General features: G+C 51.5%; 19 protein-coding genes. 15 read left to right on the top strand and 4 right to left on the bottom strand.

The window, feature by feature from the left end; genetic code table 11:
• The first annotated feature begins 178 nt into the window (after nt 1-178).
• Both rhaS and rhaR read left to right on the top strand, forming a co-directional pair.
• Nucleotides 179-1,027: an HTH-type transcriptional activator RhaS gene (gene rhaS / locus GHC22_RS22575; RefSeq protein WP_008787013.1), complete on the top strand. Its 849-nt coding sequence runs from the start codon at nt 179-181 to the stop codon at nt 1,025-1,027.
• Between the two features lie 147 nt (nt 1,028-1,174).
• Complete coding sequence (rhaR, locus tag GHC22_RS22570) at nt 1,175-2,023, top strand: HTH-type transcriptional activator RhaR (RefSeq protein ID WP_008787014.1); 849 nt, start codon at nt 1,175-1,177, stop codon at nt 2,021-2,023.
• Here the strand turns inward: rhaR and rhaT are convergent.
• Nucleotides 2,020-3,054 carry an L-rhamnose/proton symporter RhaT gene (rhaT, locus tag GHC22_RS22565; RefSeq protein ID WP_003825242.1) on the bottom strand — a complete coding sequence of 345 codons (1,035 nt, stop codon included), beginning with the start codon at nt 3,052-3,054 and terminating at the stop codon, nt 2,020-2,022. The two genes, rhaR and rhaT, sit on opposite strands and share 4 nt — an antisense overlap.
• Before the next feature lie 289 nt (nt 3,055-3,343).
• Here rhaT and sodA point away from each other — a divergent pair, with 289 nt between their 5' ends.
• Both sodA and kdgT read left to right on the top strand, forming a co-directional pair.
• Entirely contained in the window at nt 3,344-3,964 is a 621-nt protein-coding gene (gene sodA, locus GHC22_RS22560) for a superoxide dismutase [Mn] (protein WP_003825239.1), read from the top strand.
• A gap of 233 nt (nt 3,965-4,197) precedes the next feature.
• A complete protein-coding gene (gene kdgT, locus GHC22_RS22555; RefSeq protein ID WP_020996114.1) occupies nt 4,198-5,181 on the top strand; it encodes a 2-keto-3-deoxygluconate transporter in 984 nt (327 codons plus the stop codon).
• Between the two features lie 41 nt (nt 5,182-5,222).
• Here the strand turns inward: kdgT and GHC22_RS22550 are convergent, their stop codons facing one another.
• Nucleotides 5,223-6,119 carry a dihydrodipicolinate synthase family protein gene (locus GHC22_RS22550; RefSeq protein WP_048237085.1) on the bottom strand — a complete coding sequence of 299 codons (897 nt, stop codon included), beginning with the start codon at nt 6,117-6,119 and terminating at the stop codon, nt 5,223-5,225.
• Between the two features lie 152 nt (nt 6,120-6,271).
• Between GHC22_RS22550 and yiiM the strand changes: the two genes are divergently transcribed.
• The 4 genes from yiiM to GHC22_RS22530 all read left to right on the top strand — a co-directional run bounded on the left by yiiM (nt 6,272) and on the right by GHC22_RS22530 (nt 10,207).
• The gene (gene yiiM / locus GHC22_RS22545) at nt 6,272-6,946 is read left to right on the top strand and encodes a 6-hydroxyaminopurine reductase (RefSeq protein WP_153753919.1); all 675 of its coding nucleotides are present in this window, start codon (nt 6,272-6,274) and stop codon (nt 6,944-6,946) included.
• Between the two features lie 227 nt (nt 6,947-7,173).
• Nucleotides 7,174-7,878 carry a GntR family transcriptional regulator gene (locus tag GHC22_RS22540; RefSeq protein WP_032945585.1) on the top strand — a complete coding sequence of 235 codons (705 nt, stop codon included), beginning with the start codon at nt 7,174-7,176 and terminating at the stop codon, nt 7,876-7,878.
• Between the two features lie 8 nt (nt 7,879-7,886).
• Complete coding sequence (locus GHC22_RS22535) at nt 7,887-8,840, top strand: sugar phosphate isomerase/epimerase (protein ID WP_020996111.1); 954 nt, start codon at nt 7,887-7,889, stop codon at nt 8,838-8,840.
• 122 nt (nt 8,841-8,962) lie between these two features.
• Nucleotides 8,963-10,207, top strand: coding sequence for an MFS transporter (locus GHC22_RS22530; RefSeq protein WP_103015331.1), 1,245 nt, complete (start codon nt 8,963-8,965; stop codon nt 10,205-10,207).
• A 40-nt stretch (nt 10,208-10,247) separates the two neighbouring features.
• Here the strand turns inward: GHC22_RS22530 and cpxA are convergent, their stop codons facing one another.
• On the bottom strand, nt 10,248-11,621 hold the full coding sequence (gene cpxA, locus GHC22_RS22525) for an envelope stress sensor histidine kinase CpxA (protein ID WP_003028758.1): 1,374 nt from the start codon (nt 11,619-11,621) through the stop codon (nt 10,248-10,250).
• Entirely contained in the window at nt 11,618-12,316 is a 699-nt protein-coding gene (gene cpxR / locus GHC22_RS22520) for an envelope stress response regulator transcription factor CpxR (RefSeq protein WP_003028763.1), read from the bottom strand. Before cpxR ends, cpxA begins: the two co-directional genes overlap by 4 nt.
• 150 nt (nt 12,317-12,466) lie before the next feature.
• On the opposite strand from cpxR, the gene cpxP reads away from it, so the two are divergent.
• The 7 genes from cpxP to GHC22_RS22485 all read left to right on the top strand — a co-directional run bounded on the left by cpxP (nt 12,467) and on the right by GHC22_RS22485 (nt 20,174).
• Complete coding sequence (gene cpxP / locus GHC22_RS22515; RefSeq protein WP_008787022.1) at nt 12,467-12,967, top strand: cell-envelope stress modulator CpxP; 501 nt, start codon at nt 12,467-12,469, stop codon at nt 12,965-12,967.
• A 148-nt stretch (nt 12,968-13,115) separates the two neighbouring features.
• On the top strand, nt 13,116-14,018 hold the full coding sequence (fieF, locus tag GHC22_RS22510) for a CDF family cation-efflux transporter FieF (RefSeq protein WP_003825216.1): 903 nt from the start codon (nt 13,116-13,118) through the stop codon (nt 14,016-14,018).
• A gap of 185 nt (nt 14,019-14,203) precedes the next feature.
• Entirely contained in the window at nt 14,204-15,166 is a 963-nt protein-coding gene (pfkA, locus tag GHC22_RS22505; protein ID WP_003825214.1) for a 6-phosphofructokinase, read from the top strand.
• 200 nt (nt 15,167-15,366) lie between these two features.
• Nucleotides 15,367-16,356, top strand: a complete 990-nt coding sequence (gene sbp / locus GHC22_RS22500; protein ID WP_032945592.1) for a sulfate/thiosulfate ABC transporter substrate-binding protein Sbp — start codon at nt 15,367-15,369, stop codon at nt 16,354-16,356.
• A gap of 104 nt (nt 16,357-16,460) precedes the next feature.
• On the top strand, nt 16,461-17,210 hold the full coding sequence (locus tag GHC22_RS22495) for a CDP-diacylglycerol diphosphatase (RefSeq protein ID WP_153753918.1): 750 nt from the start codon (nt 16,461-16,463) through the stop codon (nt 17,208-17,210).
• A 73-nt stretch (nt 17,211-17,283) separates the two neighbouring features.
• Nucleotides 17,284-18,588 (top strand): SLC13 family permease, encoded by a 1,305-nt coding sequence (locus tag GHC22_RS22490; protein ID WP_008787026.1) that lies wholly within the window; start codon nt 17,284-17,286, stop codon nt 18,586-18,588.
• A gap of 113 nt (nt 18,589-18,701) precedes the next feature.
• The gene (locus GHC22_RS22485) at nt 18,702-20,174 is read left to right on the top strand and encodes a DASS family sodium-coupled anion symporter (RefSeq protein WP_100271680.1); all 1,473 of its coding nucleotides are present in this window, start codon (nt 18,702-18,704) and stop codon (nt 20,172-20,174) included.
• Nucleotides 20,175-20,200 lie beyond the last annotated feature (26 nt).

Here is a 20,200-nt window from a genome sequence, read left to right as displayed (position 1 = left end):
ATTTCTATTAATAGGACCTGTTTTAGCGGATGTGACGCCTTCCGCAATTCCCGATCTTTCCCGCCATTTCTTGAAGAATTGACCGTGTTTACGCACTTTGGCGTCAAAAATTTAAGGTGAGGGTGATAACCCTTAATTACTATTCAGCCATGTTCATTTGATCGGGAAGGATGTCATCATGACGGTATTGCATTGCGTGGATTTTTTTCCGACAGGTAAAGCGCCTGTGGCTATTGAACCGCGGCTTCCTCAACCTGCGTTTCCAGAGCATCATCATGATTTTCATGAAATTGTTGTGGTCGAACATGGAACGGGGATCCATGTGTTCAATGGGCAGCCTTACACCATCAGCGGCGGTACAGTGTGTTTCGTTCGCGATCATGACCGGCATTTATATGAACATACTGACAATCTGTGCCTGACCAATGTGTTGTATCGCTCCCCGGATGCGTTTCAATTTCTGGCTGGGCTGAATCAGCTTTTACCTCAGGAACAGAACGGGCAGTATCCCTCCCACTGGCGGGTGAATCAGGGGGTGTTGCAGCAGGTTCGACAACTGGTGGGGCAGATGGAAGCGCTCGGTGAGGGGATGGATACACCAACGGCGGCAAATCGCGAGATCCTGTTTATGCAGTTGCTGGTACTGCTGCGTAAAAGCAGCCTGATGGAAGCAGCGACCGATAACGACGCGCGGCTTAACCTCCTGATGGCGTGGCTGGAAGATAACTTTGCCGACGAGGTGTGTTGGGAGGCGCTGGCCGAGAAGTTTTCCCTCTCTTTGCGCACTCTGCATCGCCAACTCAAACAGCAAACCGGATTGACGCCGCAGCGCTACCTTAACCGCTTGCGTCTGATCAAGGCCCGGCATCTGCTTCGCCACAGTGATGACAGTGTGACAGACATCGCTTATCTCTGCGGATTCGGCGACAGTAACCACTTTTCGACGCTTTTTCGTCGTGAGTTCAAGTGGTCACCACGCGATATTCGTCAGGGGCGCGATCTCGTTGTGGCAAGCCGCCTCCAGTAACGCGAAAGCTATCAACGTTTTTTACCGCCGAATCTCAGATAATCATGTCCCTTAACGCCGGATGGTGGCTACGCCTTATCCGGCCTACGTGTCACGTAATCTGTAGGTCGGATAAGGCGTAGCCGCCATCCGACAGGGAATATTGTGATGGCGAATCATCTGGTCCTTCTGAAATCAGACTTCTTTGCGCATGAGCAGCAGGCTGTGGCCGTGGCTGACCGTTATCCGCAGGATGTCTTTGCTGAGCATACCCACGAGTTTTGCGAGCTGGTTATGGTCTGGCGCGGTAATGGTCTGCATGTCCTTAACGATCGCCCGTACCGGATAACCCGTGGCGATCTGTTTTACATTCGCGCCGAAGATAAACACTCCTACACCTCTGTGAACGACCTGGTGTTGCAAAATATCATCTACTGCCCGGAGCGGTTGACGCTGAATGTTGACTGGCAAGGGGCGATCCCCGGATTTAACGGTACGCCGAGGCAGCCGCATTGGCGACTCGGCAGCGTTGGCATGAGCCAGGTCCGACAGGTGATAAGCCAGCTTGAACATGAAAGTAATCAACGTGATGCACAGGCTTTTACCATGGCTGAGCTGCTGTTCGGGCAGCTGGTGACACACCTTAAGCGGCATCGTTATGCCACGGATACGCTCCCGGCGACCTCCAGTGAAACGCTGTTGGATAAACTGATCACCGCGTTAGCCGGTAGCCATGAGCATGCGTTTGAACTGGATACGTTTTGCGAGCGCGAACAATGCAGCGAGCGCGTTTTGCGCCAGCAGTTTCGCAGCCAGACCGGGATGACCATCAACCAGTATCTCCGCCAGGTGCGGGTTTGCCATGCGCAGTATCTGCTCAAACATAGTCGGTTGATGATTAGCGAGATTTCCATGCGCTGCGGCTTTGAGGACAGTAACTACTTTTCGGTGGTATTTACGCGGGAAACCGGGATGACGCCGAGCCAGTGGCGTCATCTCAGTACTCAGCATGCTTAGCTGGCCATTCCCAGACCGACAATGTTTGCCGCGACAATGATCACTACGCAGCCGAGGCTTAACACGCTGACCGGACGACGACCCGCGTTTTTCCACTCTTTCAATACCAGACCGACAATCCCGCCGCACAAAACATAGAAGCTCATGTGCAGCATCCAGCTTACATAGTCATACTGCGCCGGAATACGTGCGTGGCCCCAGGCGTAGAAGAAGAATTGTAGATACCACATCAAGCCACCAAGCGCAGAGAGCAGCACGTTGGTGATAATCAGCGGTTTGGCTAACGAGAAGTCGGCTTTTATCGACAAGTTCTTCACTTTTGCCAGACGAATGAAGCAGAAGCCCAGGTTAACAAGCGCGCCACCGCCCATAATGACCACATAGCTAGGCAGGGCGACATACAGCGGATCGACGCCCAACGCGGCGGCGGCATCGTGCATCGGTTTCGCCGCGTTCATCGCAAAGGACATCCCGGCGGAGAAAATACCGCACATGACGGCCAGAACCAGACCTTTTTTCAGGTTGAAATCTTCCGCTTTGATGCCCATTTTTCGTTCTTTTAACTGACCGGCACGGGTAACAATGCCCACGCCAATCAGCGCGACCAGTACGCCAAGCAGCGTCATGCGGCCACCAGAGGTATTGATCAGTACATCAAAATTGCCGTTGATAATCGGGGTCATCAGCGTGCCGACAATCAGCGTAATACCTATCGCAATCCCGATACCCATCGACATACCGAGATAGCGCATGGTCAGGCCATAGTTGATATTGCCAATCCCCCACATTGCACCAAACAGAAATACCGGCGCCAGCGTGGAGAGGCTGAAGGAGCTGAAGTAGGCCCAGAAATCGGGAAGTAACATGGCGCTGATGGTCCACGGCAGGATTATCCAGGAGACGATCCCGCCAACCGACCACATCGTTTCCCATGACCAATGTTTGACTTGCTTGAACGGGGCATAGAAGCAGGCGGCACTGGCTGCCCCTATCAAATGCCAAAAGATACCCATCGTAATCGCGTTACTCATGACTTAATCCTCGTTATTTTTTATCGTCGGTAATGACCCCTCCGACCTAACGAGTTTAAAAATTACGCAGGTGGTTAACCTTTTGACGATTGCCGCCCTTTTGCGCATGTTGGCAATTATCACGTTAAGTGGGTGATTCGGCTCACATCTTTAACAATGGGTTTGATTCATTAAAACCCTGTAAAAAGTACGGCATTGATAATCATTTTCAATATCATTTAATTAACTATAATGACCCAACTGCTTACGCGGCGTTAACACTGGCCGCCCGACAATACTGGAGATGATTATGAGTTATACACTGCCATCCCTGCCGTACGCTTATGATGCCCTTGAACCGCACTTCGATAAGCAGACGATGGAAATCCACCACACCAAACACCACCAGGCTTACGTAAACAACGCCAACGCTGCGCTGGAAAGCCTGCCTGAATTCGCCAGCCTGTCCGTTGAAGAGCTGATCACCAAACTGGATCAACTGCCAGCAGACAAGAAAACCGTACTGCGTAACAACGCGGGCGGTCACGCTAACCACAGCCTGTTCTGGAAAGGCCTGAAAACCGGTACTACGCTGCAGGGCGACCTGAAAGCGGCTATCGAACGTGACTTCGGCTCCGTTGACAACTTCAAAGCTGAATTTGAAAAAGCAGCGGCAACCCGCTTTGGCTCCGGCTGGGCGTGGCTGGTTCTGAAAGGTGACAAACTGGCTGTTGTTTCCACCGCCAACCAGGATTCCCCGCTGATGGGTGAAGCTATCTCTGGCGCTTCCGGTTTCCCAATCGTGGGCCTGGACGTTTGGGAACACGCTTACTACCTGAAATTCCAGAACCGTCGCCCGGACTACATCAAAGAGTTCTGGAACGTGGTGAACTGGGACGAAGCTGCCGCGCGTTTCGCAGCAAAAAAATAAGTTCTACGCTTTAACGAAGCCCTGCAAGCGATGCTTGTGGGGTTTTTTTGTGATCAAACTCAATATAAAAACAATGATCCACTTAAATTGAAACAAGGTTTTATTATGCGAGTGGGATCACTTTTATAGTCTCTATGAATGTCTATCTTCTTTTCATCAAGACGGGCGCATCTCAAAGCAAGATGCAATCGCCCATAAAAATTGCCCCATTTTTATGTCTACAGGTGATGGAAATGCAGATCAAACGTACGATAGAGAAAATCCCAGGCGGTATGATGCTGGTGCCGCTTTTCCTGGGCGCGTTGTGTCACACCTTTTCCCCCGGCGCCGGGAAATATTTCGGCTCTTTTACCAACGGTATGATCACCGGTACGGTGCCTATCCTGGCAGTCTGGTTCTTTTGCATGGGGGCGTCGATCAAGCTAAGCGCCACCGGCACCGTGCTGCGCAAATCAGGTACGTTAGTCATAACCAAGATTCTGGTGGCGTGGGTGGTTGCAGCGATTGCTTCACGCATTCTGCCGGAACATGGTGTAGAGGTCGGATTCTTCGCTGGGTTGTCTACGCTGGCGCTGGTGGCCGCGATGGATATGACCAACGGCGGGCTGTATGCCTCGATTATGCAGCAGTACGGCACCAAAGAAGAGGCCGGGGCGTTTGTCCTGATGTCGCTGGAGTCTGGCCCGCTGATGACCATGGTGATTCTGGGAACCGCCGGGATCGCGTCGTTTGAACCACACGTATTTGTTGGTGCGGTATTGCCGTTCCTGATTGGCTTTGCGCTGGGGAATCTGGACCCTGAACTGCGGGAGTTCTTCAGCAAAGCGGTGCAGACGCTGATCCCGTTCTTTGCCTTCGCATTAGGTAACACCATTGATTTGAGCGTGATTGCGCAGACCGGCGTGCTGGGTATTCTGCTGGGCGTGGCGGTGATTATCATCACTGGTATTCCATTGATTATCGCCGATAAACTGATTGGTGGTGGCGATGGTACGGCGGGGATTGCCGCTTCCAGTTCTGCGGGGGCGGCGGTTGCTACGCCTGTGCTGATTGCTGAAATGGTTCCGGCATTTAAACCGATGGCACCGGCAGCAACTTCCCTGGTCGCCACGTCGGTGATTGTGACCTCCATTCTGGTGCCGATTATCACGTCTATCTGGTCGAAAAGGGCCAAAGCAAGGGCGGCAGAAATTGATATTCGTGGCACCGTGAAGTAAGTCTCTTAAGCCGGATGGTCTGCACCATCCGGCTTAATTATTTACCCTTTGACGACAAACACCTCATCGATTGTTCGACACTCACTCTCGTTCAACTCTCCACCGGCATTACGTGACACGCTGGTACAATAGCCAAACTTACGCGATACCACGGTTTTGATGGTGGTGACAAAATCTTCGCCGATGGCATAGATGGACATGTAGGTGCCAATCTGGTCCTGAATATCGCGAAGCGCTGCCAGGTCGCCCTGTTTAAACGCTTCCCGCGCGCTGACAAACAGTTCCGGCATGACGTTGTTCAACCCTGAAATTATCCCCGCGCCACCTGCTAACAGGTTGGGAATGTAGTATTCGTCATAGCCGGACAGCACGGCAAAATCCTCCCGCACGGCGCGGGTGGTCTGAATCATACTGCGGGTATGGGACTGGCAGTCGACGGTGTCTTTAATGCCAGCGAAATTCGGGAACTCGGCGGCGAGGGTGGCTACCAGTTCGGGGGTTAAATCGCAGCCGGTGCGTGCCGGGAAGTTATAAGCAAACCATTTGCCGCTGAGTGTCTGCCCCAACTGACGGAAGTAGCTCAGCAGCTGTTTCGCCGTTTGTCCGTAGTAGTAGGGCGGCAGGATCATCACGGCATCGTAACCTGAGCGATACGCTTCCTGCGCCATCAATAAAACATCATTCTGGCAGGTGGATGAGACGTTGGCGACCATCTTCAGCGAGCTCATGGCCCGGGCCTCGCGGATCAGCAGCAGCCTTTCTTCAAGCGTGAAGGAGGCAAATTCCCCGATGCTGCCCATCAGCAAAATCACGTCGATTTTGGCCTCGGTAAGGCGTTTGAGATGCTGGCTTAGACCGTTGAGATCGATCTTGCCATCATTGTCCATTGGCGTAATGGAAGGACACCAGACGCCAGCAAATTGCGATTGACCAGTCACGTTGTCGACTCCTTATTTGAAATGACGTTTCAAAACCAGATTACATTGATAGCATGTGTCCCTAAGTTTCATGTGAACCGTGCTCTCATTTTGAGCGACTGGGGTAAAATAAATGTGGTGTAATGGGGGAAATTTATCGGGAGAGGGAACAGATGCGATATCCGGTCGATGTTTTTACGGGCAAAGTTCGGGACTACACGGGAAGCCGTCCCAGCGCGATTGCTAAAGTCCAGATTGACGGTGAGTTGATGCTGACCGAACTGGGGCTGACGGGGGATGAACAAGCGGAAACGAAAATTCACGGCGGGCCGGATCGCGCGCTGTGTCACTATCCGCGTGAACACTATCAGCACTGGAGACAAGCGTTTCCGGAGCAGGCGGAGCTATTTGTCGCCCCCGCGTTTGGTGAGAACCTCTCTACTGAGGGGCTGACTGAAGATAATGTGTATATTGGCGACATTTTCCAGTGGGGAGAGGCGCTGATTCAGGTCACGCAGCCGCGCTCGCCGTGCTTTAAGCTGAATTTCCATTTTGGCATCAGCGATATGGCCAGCCAGATGCAGGATGCGGGCAAGACGGGCTGGCTGTGTAGCGTCATCGCGGCTGGTCAGGTGTCAGCAGACGCGCCGTTGATCCTGGCGTCACGCGTGAGCGACGTCAGCGTGGGGGAGGCTATTGCTATCGCCTGGCATATGCCGTTTGATGATTCACAATATCACCGTTTACTGTCGGCTGCTGGGTTATCAAAAAGCTGGACCAGAACGATGCAAAAGCGCCGTTTAAGCGGCAAGATCGAAGACAATTCCCGCCGTTTGTGGGGAAAATAAACCTACCTTCATCTGGCAATTAAATCAGGTGGCGACACCTGATTTACCTCTCCCCGTGGTTCATCCCCCTGCGTACCAAACCGGGCAAAAACCTGACGGTCACGGTTTGCTTCAAAGCCATTCTTGATACCTGGTCCACAAAAAGAAACTCTGCGTTGAAAAAAAACTTGAGTATTTCCTGCACTCAAATATCTTAGCTTCAAATTGGTTTAAACCAGATGAGCGAAATGAAAAAGAAAAACAATGTTGATGTGCTCAGGGAGCGCTTTGAAAGCTGGTTAAACGAGAAGAATTTACCAGCGGGGTCCAAATTGCCTTCGGAAAGGGAGTTATGTGAGCTGCTGGATGCAAAGCGTATGACCTTACGTCAGGTTCTGATTGAGCTTGAGATCGATGCGCGTATTTTCCGTAAGAACCGCAGTGGTTGGTTTATTTCGTCGAAGCGATTTATTTATAACCCTAAATCACTTTCCAGCTTCAATGCTGAAGCCTGTGCTCAGGGACGTAAGCCTTTTTGGGATTATTTAACCAAAGAAACCATTGATACAGTCCCACACCATGTTGAGGATGTTTTTCTCTCTTCGGGCGATCGTTATCTGATTACCGGTTGGTGCGGTCTTGATTCACATAAAGTGTTTTACCATGAATCCTATATTGATGCCGATGTTGCGCCAGGATTCATTAATAAATTGGGCAATCAGTCTTTTGCCAGCGTCTGGGAAGATGCATTTGGCCATGTTTTAAATATCAAAGAAATGGTTTTTAAACCGGTCAATATGCCAGAAGTGGCCTGCAAAGAGCTGGGTGTTGCGCCTAATACGTATGGAATTTTAGTAGAAAAACATCGGGCTACCCGAGATAAAAAAGTGGTTCAGGTTGATTTCGAATACTGGAGACTTGAATCAGTGGAACTTGTTATTCGCGATGAATGAGAAAAATAATGGGAAAATGTAACCAAGAACTTCTTGCGGAACGCGCGAGAAATATACCGCTGTACCTACATGCTTATGCTTTTCATCTGAATATGCGCTACGAGAGAGTCCTGCCGGGGGATCTTCTGGATATTGCGCATCAGCAAAAATTGAAGGGTGTAAAAATACATGTTGAGGATGGTGAGTCCCAATCACTGCAGAAACTGAACGATCAGCAGCTACACGATTTTAAAGAGAAGGCCAAAAAATATAATCTGGATGTGCATATCGAAACAAGCGCATCGGATAAGGCGACATTGACGGATGCCATCCGTATTGCTGTTGCTACTGGTGCAACTTCAGTGCGTTTCTACCCGCGTTATGAAGGGCATCTCAACGATGTTATGGCGAAGATTGCCAATGATATTGCATGGCTGTCTCAGTATGACGATTGCGGACTAAGCTTTACTATCGAACAGCATGAAGATCTGCAAGGCCATGAGCTGGTGACGCTGGTTAACAATAGCGGGATGAAAAATCTCTCTATTCTGTTTGATTTTGGCAACATGATTAATGCTAATGAACAGCCGCTTTCTGCGTTAGAGGTTATGTCTCCTCTGATCACTCAGGTGCATATCAAAGACGCAAAAATTATCAAAGAAGGTAAAGGCTGGGGGCATGAGGCTTGTCGTTCAGGACACGGCGATTTACCCATGGAAGAAATGCTTAAGGCATTATTACTTTTAGGTGAAGATAAACCGCAAGTACATGCTTTTGGCCTGGAAGAAGAAGTTGAATATTATGCCCCTGCATTTCGCTTCGACGATGAGGGTGATAATCCATGGATCCCATGGCGCGATGCAAGTTATACGCCGCTGCCTGACAGCAACATGATTGATGCGCGATTGGCGCAGGAAAAAGAACATGCTCTTGCCCAAATAAAATACATTCGTGATATATGTGACAAGTTTATAGGCAATTAATTAGTTTTCTTAAAATATTATTAAATGCGGAAAGGATTATGAAAATAATCCCCTGGCTTTATTAATTATACAATTTAATTTAGATATTTCTCTCAACAAGCAATGAGGGTTTAATCATGTTCATGAATAAATGGGCAAGGCTCTGTTTTTTGATTTTAGGCGGCGGCACGATATTCAAGCTTTCAAGTATGAAAGATGTTTTCTATGTGCCAATGCAGAATGACTGGGGTTTAACTAATACGCAAATTGGGTTGAGCTTTACGGTTTATACGATTGTTCAGACAACCGGACTTTTTCTTTCTCTCTATATCGCAGATCGTTACTCCAAGAAAATATTATTACCGTTCGGTCTGATTGGCGTTGGGTTATGTGGCTTATATCTGGCAACGCTACCGTCATTTACTGGTTATCTCATTTGCTTTGCCGCGATGGCTTTCTTTGCCGATGTGGTTTATTGGCCGGTATTGCTGAAAGCCGTTCGTTTGCTGGGAACGAAAGAAGAACAAGGACGCATGTTCGGCTTTTTAGAAGCCGGACGTGGCGTGGTGGATGTTATCGTTGCATCTGGCGCTCTGTTTGTCTTCGTTCAGTTTGGTGAAGGTAAAGCGGGGATGCAGGCGGGCCTGTTGTTCTATACGGTAATTACGCTTGTGGCAGGTATTGTGACGTACTTTATTGTCGATGATGACAAAGTGAAAGGCGGCGAGAAAACCAGTGCCAACATGGAAGTGTTAAAGGGTATCAAACATGTTTTGTCCTGCCCTAATGTTTGGCTGGCTTCTTTAGGTATTTTCTTCGTTTATGCCGCGTACTGTGGACTGACTTACTTTATTCCGTTCTTAAAAGATATCTATATGCTGCCGGTAGCTCTCGTCGGTGCGTACGGCATCATCAACCAGTATGCGTTAAAAATGGTAGGTGGGCCGATTGGTGGAATGTTGGCAGATAAAGTTGCTAAATCACCGACAGTGTATCTGAAGTGGACGTTCCTGATCTCTGCTGTGGCGATGCTTGTGTTCATGCAGTTACCGCATCAAACAATGAACGTGTATATCGGTATGGCGGCGACATTAGGGTTCGGAGCGATTATCTTCTCACAGCGCGCCATTTTCTTCGCGCCGATGGATGAGATCGGTACCCCACGTGAGTATGCGGGCTCGGCAATGGCATTTGGTTGCATCATCGGTTATATGCCAGCGATGTTTGCGTACACGTTGTACGGCTATTTGCTGGATACCAATAGCGGCATCACTGGCTACAACTATGTCTTTAGCGTGATGATTGCGTTCAGCTTAATGGGCTTTATCTGTTCGACAATTCTGGTGAAGCGGATTAAAAAGCAAAAGCTAGCGGCTGCGGCAGCATAACGTGAGTGCTTCCCCGGCAATAAATGACCGGGGAAGCCTGTTAAGCGCGTTTATACAGCGGTAACCAAATCACCAGCCGTAAACCACCCAGCGGGCTGTCTTCGGCCTTCACCCAGCCACGATGCTGCTGGATCGCGGTTTCCACAATCGCCAGACCCAGACCTGTTCCGCCAGACTCGCGATCGCGCGCCTCATCGGTACGATAGAACGGACGGAAAATCTGTTCTCTGTCTTCAGGGCTAACGCCAGGGCCATCGTCGTCCACGGTGATGGTAATCCCGTCGATATCCACCGCGAAGCCAACTTCAATCTTCGTATGTGAATAGCGCAGGGCATTGCGCACAATGTTTTCCAGCGCACTTTCCAACGCATTTGGGTTACCGTACAGCGGCCACGGACCCGGCGGGAAATTCACCGTGAGTGATTTACCCATCTGCTCAGCTTCAAAGGCGGCGTTATCCAACACTTCACCCCAAAGCTGATTAGCTTTCACTGTTTCGCTGACCAGCGCGTTTTTCTGCTGATTACGTGACATCACCAGCAGGTCGTTGATCATGCTGTCCAGTCGGTGAGCTTCTGTTTCAATGCGCTCCAGCTCTTTGCTCTCACCGCTACGACGGCGCAGCAGAGCGGTGCCCAGTTGCAGACGCGTTAGCGGTGTTCTCAGCTCGTGAGAGATGTCCGACAGCAGGCGTTGCTGTGTGGTCATCATCCGTTCCAATGCCGTCACCATCTGGTTAAAGCTTGCGCCTGCCGCCAGGAACTCCTGCGGACCGGCTTCCAGCTCTGGATGCTGACGCAGGTTACCCTGAGCTACTTCATCCGCCGCGTTTTTCAACTTACGCGCCGGTTTCGCCAGACTCCAGGCAAGCCAAAGCAATAGCGGTGAGCTGACTAACATGGTGACGATCAGCAACAACAGCGGTCGGTCGAACAGCAGGTTGATAAAGTCAGATTGTGAGCTGCTGGCAGGTCGTATGAGATACAGCTGGTAGTTATCTTCACCGTCTCTGACGGAGAAAGGCCCGACCATCTCAACGCGACCGTATTTTTTCTTTTGCGGATGGTCGGCGTTATCGGCCTGACCAATAAAGTTACGAATGATCTGCATTTCGTTGCGTTCTGCGCCGATCACGCGTCCTTCCGTCGTAACAAGTAATAGCCGCTGTCCTGGCGGCGCCCACTTGTCTATCGCCCGAAACAAGCGACGCCACCACATCAAATCGTTGGGTGGATCGTTCGCCAGTTCAGCTTCAACATGTTGCTCAATCATTAACCCCTGGCGCTGCTCGCTGTCCAGTAGCTCGGTCATCTGGCGTGAGTCGAGCTTGGGTAACATCAGTACCAACATCAACACCAGTGCCAGCGTCAACCAGAAGATGGCAAAGATGCGTGCGGTTAAGCTCCCTATCATGAAGCGGAGACCATCAGGTAGCCGCGACCACGCAGGGTTTTAAACCACGGGTGTCCGTCTTTACGCTCTGGCAGCTTACGACGCAGGTTCGAGATATGCATGTCGATCGCGCGATCGAAAGGCGTCAGGCGTTTGCCCAGCACTTCCTGGCTCAGGTGCTCACGCGAAACCACCTGACCGAGATGCTGAGCCAGCAAATAGAGCAGGGTGAATTCGGTGCCGGTTAGCTCCAGAATTTGCCCGTCAAAGCTGGCTTCCTGGCGACCCGGATTAAGGCTTAACGCATCTACTTCCAGCGTCGGCGAGCCGTTATCGCTGTTCTGCTGCTGTTCGCTCCAGTGTGAGCGACGTAGAATAGCGCGGATGCGCGCGACCAGTTCACGGTCGTTAAACGGTTTAGGTAAATAGTCGTCCGCGCCCAGCTCAAGGCCAAGTACGCGATCCAATTCGCTGCCGCGAGCGGTCAGCATGATTACAGGTGTCTGGTGTGTCTGACGAAGTGCTTTCAGCGTATCAATGCCGTTTTTCTTCGGCATCATGACGTCGAGCAAAAGTAAATCGATGCTGTCATCCAGAAGCTCAAGCGCCTGTTCCCCATCATAGGCAACCAGCACATCGAAACCTTCCATTTCGAGCAACTCCTTTAACAGGGAAGTCAGCTCTCGGTCATCATCAACTAACAGGATTTTATTCATTGTTTACGTACCTCCGAGGCAGAAATTACGTCATCAGGCGTCGCTAATCTATGACTTTACGTTGTTTTACACCCCCTGACGCATGTTTGCAGCCCGAATCGTAAACTGTCTCTCGTTGAATCGCGACAGAAAAGATTTTGGGAGCAAGTGATGGGCAAAGTTACCGCTGCCGTCATGGCCTCAACGCTGGCACTCAGTACATTTAGCCATGCAGCTGAAGTCGTCACAGGCGATCACTGGCACCTGGGTGAAGGCTCATCGCAACGCAGCGTTCAGAGCCACATGTTTGACGGTATCAGTTTAACCGAACATCAACGTCAACAGATGCGAGATTTAATGCAGCAGGCAAGACACGAACAGCCTCCTGTTAATGTTAGCGAAATGGAGACAATGCATCGCCTTGTCACCGCAGAGAAATTTGATGAAAGCGCAGTGCGCGCTCAGGCAGAAAGAATGGCGCAAGAACAGGTTGCCCGCCAGGTTGAAATAGCCAGGATCCGCAACCAGATGTATCGCCTGTTAACGCCAGAGCAGCAAGCGGTTTTAAATGAGAAACATGAACAACGAATGGAGCAACTGCGCGATGTAGCGCACTGGAAAAAAAGCTCATCGTTGAATTTATTGAGTAGTAGCAACTCACGTTCCCAGTAGTAACCCTGTTTTCCTTGCCATAGACACCATCCCTGTCTTCCCCCACATGATGTGGGGGTTTTTTTTTGCCCAAAATTTGTCCCTCGGTTATTGCCTGACTGTTTTACTTCATCCGTTATACTAGCGGCATATCCTGGCAGGAGTGTTTATGAATCAAACCTATGGGCGGCTGGTGAGCAGGGCGGCAATCGCGGCGACCGTGATGGCATCGCTGTTACTTTTGATCAAAATTTTCGCGTGGTGGTACACCGGATCGGTCAGTATTCTGGCTGCACTGGTGGATTCTCTGGTGGACATCGCGGCGTCGTTAACCAACCTGTTGGTGGTGCGCTATTCGCTGCAACCGGCCGATGATGAGCATACGTTCGGACACGGAAAAGCGGAATCGCTGGCGGCGTTGGCGCAAAGCATGTTTATTTCTGGTTCGGCGCTGTTTTTATTCCTGACCGGGATTCAGCATCTCATCCAACCCACGCCGATGAAAGATCCTGGCGTTGGAGTGGTTGTCACCATCATTGCGTTAGTGTGTACAATCATTCTGGTCTCGTTTCAGCGCTGGGTAGTGAAGCGCACGCAAAGTCAGGCCGTTCGGGCAGATATGCTTCATTATCAGTCTGATGTTATGATGAACGGTGCGATTCTCATTGCGCTCGGGCTGGCATGGTATGGCTGGCATCGTGCAGATGCCTTGTTTGCGCTCGGGATTGGCATCTATATTTTATATAGCGCATTACGCATGGGGTATGAGGCAGTGCAATCTTTGCTGGATCGCGCTTTACCCGATGAGGAACGTCAGGAAATTATTGATATCGTGACGTCATGGCCTGGAGTCAGCGGCGCTCACGATCTTCGCACGCGGCAGTCAGGGCCGACCCGCTTTATTCAGATTCATTTGGAAATGGAAGATAATCTGCCGCTCGTTCAGGCGCATTTAGTGGCTGAACAGGTTGAGCAGGCAATTTTACGGCGTTTCCCGGGATCGGATGTCATCATTCATCAGGATCCCTGTTCAGTCGTACCCAAGGAAGGCAAGATGTTTGAGCTTTCATAATTCGTTGTAAAAAAAGTGAACCGGGCCAGCATTTTGTGTATAAATTACCACCATTTGGCCTGACCTGAATCAATTCAGCAGGAAGTGATTGTTATACTATCTGCATATTCGTTGGATCGTTTCGATATGCGGAATCGACTTCCGGCAGCAGATTTCATTTTGCATTCCAAAGTTCAGAGGTAGTCATGATTAAGAAAATCGGTGTGTTGACAAGCGGCGGTGATGCGCCGGGCATGAACGCAGCAATCCGTGGTGTTGTACGTGCAGCGTTGACGGAAGGGCTGGAAGTCATGGGGATCCATGATGGCTACCTGGGTTTGTATGAAGACCGTATGGTCCAGCTTGACCGCTACAGCGTGTCCGACATGATCAACCGTGGCGGTACTTTCCTCGGTTCTGCTCGCTTCCCGGAATTCCGTGATGAAAACGTACGTGCGGTGGCGATCGAAAACCTGAAGAAGCGTGGCATCGACGCCCTGGTTGTTATCGGGGGTGACGGTTCTTACATGGGTGCAAAACGCCTGACCGAAATGGGCTTCCCATGCATCGGTCTGCCGGGCACTATCGATAACGATATCAAAGGTACCGACTACACCATCGGTTACTTCACCGCTCTGGGTACCGTTGTCGAAGCGATTGACCGCCTGCGTGATACCTCTTCTTCTCACCAGCGTATTTCTATCGTTGAAGTGATGGGCCGCTACTGTGGTGACCTGACCCTGGCAGCAGCGATTGCCGGTGGCTGTGAGTTCGTGGTGGTTCCGGAAGTGGAATTCAGCCGTGACGATTTGGTTACTGAAATCAAAGCGGGCATCGCGAAAGGTAAAAAACACGCAATCGTAGCGATCACTGAACACATGTGTGACGTTGACGAACTGGCACATTACATTGAGAAAGAAACGGGTCGTGAAACGCGTGCAACCGTACTGGGTCACATTCAGCGTGGTGGTTCCCCGGTTCCTTACGACCGTATCCTGGCATCCCGTATGGGCGCCTATGCCATTGAACTTCTGCTGGAAGGTCACGGCGGTCGCTGCGTAGGTATTCAGAACGAGCAGCTGGTTCACCACGACATCATCGACGCTATCGAAAACATGAAGCGTCCGTTCAAAGGTGACTGGCTGGACTGCGCGAAAAAACTGTACTAATTGCAATTGCCGGATGGCGGCTTGCGCCTTATCCGGCCTACATGATGCAAATCGTAGGCCTGATAAGCGTAGCGCCATCAGGCAAAAACTCGACTCCATATATTCCCCCAAGTTATAGCAAATCTTTTTTTATTCTTTAATGTTTGGATGCCTTTCTGGCACGCTTTGCTCATCACAACACTACCTAAGAGAGCTGGGCGATGAACAAATGGGGCGTAGGGTTAACATTATTGCTGGCATCGACCAGCGTTCTGGCAAAGGATATTCAGTTACTTAACGTATCGTACGATCCAACGCGTGAATTGTACGAGCAGTACAATAAGGCCTTCAGCGCGCACTGGAAGCAGGAAACGGGCGACAACGTTGTGATCCGCCAGTCGCACGGCGGTTCGGGTAAACAGGCGACTTCCGTCATCAACGGCATTGAAGCCGATGTTGTGACGCTGGCACTGGCTTACGACGTGGATGCCATTGCTGAACGTGGCCGTATCGATAAAAACTGGATTAAACGCCTGCCGGATAATTCTGCGCCTTACACCTCCACCATCGTGTTCCTGGTCCGCAAAGGCAATCCCAAACAAATTCATGACTGGAACGATTTAATCAAACCGGGCGTGTCGGTCATTACGCCAAACCCGAAAAGCTCCGGCGGAGCTCGCTGGAACTATCTGGCGGCATGGGGCTATGCCCTGCACCACAACAACAACGATCAGGCCAAGGCACAAGACTTTGTGAAGGCCCTGTATAAAAACGTTGAGGTACTCGATTCTGGCGCACGTGGCTCAACCAATACCTTCGTTGAACGTGGTATCGGTGATGTGCTGATTGCCTGGGAAAACGAAGCGCTGTTGGCAACGAACGAGCTGGGCAAAGATAAATTCGAGATAGTGACCCCGAGTGAATCTATTCTCGCGGAGCCGACCGTATCCGTGGTTGATAAAGTGGTGGAAAAGAAAGATACCAAAGCGGTGGCGGAAGCTTACCTGAAGTATCTCTACTCGCCGGAAGGTCAGGAGATAGCAGCGAAAAACTTCTACCGTCCACGTGATGCAGAAGTCGCGAAGAAATACGAAAACGCATTTCCGAAGCTGAAGCTGTTCACTATCGACGAAGAGTTTGGCGGCTGGACGAAAGCGCAGAAAGAGCACTTCTCTAACGGCGGTACGTTCGACCAAATCAGTAAACGATAAATAAGTCTGTGATTTACCGACCCGGTGGCCTAACGCGACCGGGTTTTTTATTTGTCATGGTTTTGCGTTACTCTTGCCCTTCAATGGGATACAGGAAACGCGTAATGAAAAAAGCAGGCTATCTTTTACTGGCGGTGATTGTGGTCGCCGCCGCTGCAGGTATCGGGTACTGGAAATTCACCGGCAACCCGGACGCATTACGCCAGATCGTTCTTCAGCAATGCCTGCCGCACCAGTTGCAGCAGCAGGACCCCGCCCCATGCGCTGAAGTAAAGCCGGATGCCGGATATGTGGTGTTCAAAGACCGTAACGGCCCACTGCAATATCTGTTGATGCCTACCTGGCGGATCAACGGTACGGAAAGTCCGCTGCTGTTGAAATCAGGCACGCCGAACTTTTTCTGGCTGGCCTGGCAGGCGCGTAGCTTTATGAGCCAAAAATACGGCCAGGAAATCCCTGACAAAGCAGTCTCTCTGACCATTAACTCTCGTAGCGGGCGTACGCAAAATCACCTGCATATTCATATCTCCTGCCTGCGAATCGATGTCAGAAAGCAGCTGGATGACAACCTGGCGAAAATCAGCACCCGCTGGCTACCATTACCGGGTGGGCTGCGCGGTCATGAATATCTGGCACGTCGCGTCACGGAAAATGAACTGGCACAACGCAGCCCGTTTATGATGCTGGCGGAAGAGGTGCCGGATGCGCGTGAGCATATGGGCAGCTATGCGTTGGCGATGGTGCGCCAGAGCGACGAATCCTTTGTCCTGCTGGCTACTCAGCGCAATCTGCTGGCTCTGAATCTCGCCTCCGCTGAGGAAATTCAGGATCATCAATGTGATATTCTGCGTTAACCCCACCTAATCTGGCGTTTACTCCGCATGCCTGTCCCCGTATTCTTGTTGAAAAAAACAACAGGAGACAGGCATGTCGCTCTGGCTTACACACCCTCTGTTTATCCCCTCTCTGGTGGTTGGTATCACCATTCTGCTCTGGGCTACGTCGCTGCTGCCGGAGTTTATAACGGCGCTGCTGTTCTTTGCCGTGGCGATGGTGGCCAAAATCGCGCCACCGGATGTGATTTTTGGCGGCTTTGCGTCCTCCGCGTTCTGGCTGGTATTTAGCGGCTTTGTACTGGGTATCGCGATTCGTAAAACGGGGCTGGCGGACAGGGCGGCGAGGGCGCTGTCATCGAGGTTGACTGATTCCTGGCCGTTAATGGTGGCGAGCGTAGTGCTGCTGAGTTACGCGCTGGCATTTGTAATGCCATCCAACATGGGCCGCATTGCGCTGCTGATGCCGATCGTCGCGGCGATGGCGAAACGGGCTGGAATTAACGACGGCACGCGTGCCTGGTATGGTCTGGCACTGGCCGTCGGGTTTGGGACGTTCCAGCTTTCTGCGACGATTTTACCCGCTAACGTACCGAATCTGGTGATGAGCGGCGCGGCGGAAGGCTCTTACGGCATCCACCTCAATTATCTTCCCTATTTGCTGCTGCATACGCCGGTTCTGGGTTGGCTTAAAGGCGCGGTGCTCATTGTGCTTATCTGCTGGTTGTTCCCTGGCAAGCCGCATGCGCCGCGCGATCTCACGCCGCCGGAGCCGATGAGCCGGGATGAAAAACGTCTGGCCTGGATGTTAGCGGTGGTGCTGTTCTTGTGGGTAAGCGAAAGCTGGCACGGCATTGGCCCCGCGTGGACCGGGCTGGCGGCGGCAGTTATCACATTGCTACCACGGGTTGGCTTTATCAATGGCGACGAGTTTTCCACTGGGGTCAACATTCGTACCTGTATTTATGTGGCGGGTATTCTGGGGCTGGCGATCACCGTCACGCAAACCGGTATTGGTAGCGCTGTTGGCGAAGCGCTGTTACAGGTGATGCCGCTGGATGCGGAAAAGCCGTTTACCAGTTTCCTCGCGCTGACCGGTATTACCACTGCGCTTAATTTTATTATGACGGCGAACGGTGTTCCGGCGCTGTATACCACGTTGGCGCAAAGTTTTGCCGATGCGACGGGATTCCCTCTGCTGTCGGTGATTATGATCCAGGTGCTGGGTTATTCAACGCCACTGTTGCCGTATCAGGCTTCACCGATCGTAGTGGCGATGGCGCTCGGGAAAGTACCTGCAAGGGCGGGGATGCTGCTGTGTATCGCACTGGCGGCGGCAACGTATTTGATTCTTCTGCCGCTGGATTACGCCTGGTTTACGGTGTTAGGAAAACTGTAGATGTATCAAAATGTTAATTTTATGTTTTGTGAGTGAGTGAATTGTATTATGCGCGGCAATATCGGTTAATGCCTGAGCGCAGATTTGCGCACTGGAAACTCAAGGATTGATTCATGGACAGTTTGACCCCTATCCGCTGTTGGCCTGCCATCATTTCGCTCGCGATCACGCTGACCATCTGGTTTGTTATCCCGTGTCCGCCTGATGTCACTCCGCAAGCGTGGCACCTGCTGGCACTGTTTATTGGTACGATCGCTGCGATTATCGGTAAAGCTATGCCCATTGGCGCAATTGCGATTGTGGCGATTATGCTGGTGGCGATGACTGGCGTTACTAACCCCGGCAAACCCTCCGCGGCGTTGAACGATGCGTTGAGTGGCTTTTCTAACCAGTTAATCTGGCTGATTGGTTTATCCATTATGCTGTCGCAAAGTCTGTTAAAGACTGGTCTGGGAGCGCGTATTGGCTACGGGTTTATTGCGCTATTTGGTAAAAGAACGCTGGGTATTGCGTGGGCATTAACCCTTGCGGAAACGCTAATTGCACCCGTAACGCCAAGCAATACCGCGCGTGGCGGCGGCATTATCCACCCGGTAATGCGGGCGATTGCGGAGAGCCTCGGCTCGCAGCCAGGCCATGCCGAGAATGGCTCAACGGGCCGTTATCTCGCGCTGGTGAACTACAACATTAACCCGATCAGCTCGGCAATGTTCATCACCGCGACCGCACCTAACCCGTTAATCGTCAGCTTTTTGACGAAGGGGACGGATGGCGTGCTGAACATGACCTGGGGAATGTGGGCTATTGCGGCGCTTCTTCCCGCTCTGGTATCACTGGTTGTCATGCCGATTGTAATCTGGTGGCTCTATCCGCCAGCTATCACGCGCACGCCAAATGCGCCGCAGTTCGCGCGGCAAAAACTGGATGCGCTGGGTCCACTATCACTGGCAGAAAAAATCACCCTGGCAGTGTTCATTTTGCTGCTCTGCCTGTGGGCGGGTGTTCCAGCGATGCTGATGGGCAGTGCCTGGAGCGTAAACCCCACTAGCGCCGCGTTAATTGGTTTGTCGATTCTATTGATGGCGGGCGTATTGAGCTGGGATGACATTCTTAAATGCCGCGGGGCATGGGATACGATAGTCTGGTTTGCCGCGCTGGTGATGATGGCGGATTTTCTCAGCAAACTGGGGTTGGTGGGATGGCTGGCAACCAGCGTTGGTAGCGCAATCGACCATCTTGGCGTGCACTGGAGTGTTGCAACGCTGCTGTTGATTCTGCTTTATGTCTACTCGCACTACTTTTTCGCCAGCACTACTGCGCATATTACGGCTATGTTCGCTGCGTTCTTCGCCGCAGGATTAGGCCTCGGCGCGCCGCCAGCATTGCTTGGTTTAATGCTCGGTTTCTCCTCCTCCTTGATGATGTCGCTCACGCACTATGGCACGGGTACTGCGCCGATCATCTTTGGTTCGGGCTATGTCACGCTGGCAGAGTGGTGGAAAACGGGGCTGGTGATGAGTGTGGTCAACCTGACCATTTGGGGGGTGACCGGCGCCTTCTGGTGGCACTGGTTGGGGTACTGGTAGTTAATACGGCGGGAGGAGTGCTCCTC

The organism is Citrobacter sp. H12-3-2 (genome assembly GCF_009649895.1).
GTDB classification, from domain to species: Bacteria; Pseudomonadota; Gammaproteobacteria; order Enterobacterales; family Enterobacteriaceae; genus Citrobacter; species Citrobacter portucalensis.
Note: the sequence above shows the minus strand (reverse complement) of the source record. Positions and strands in the feature narration are given on the sequence as shown.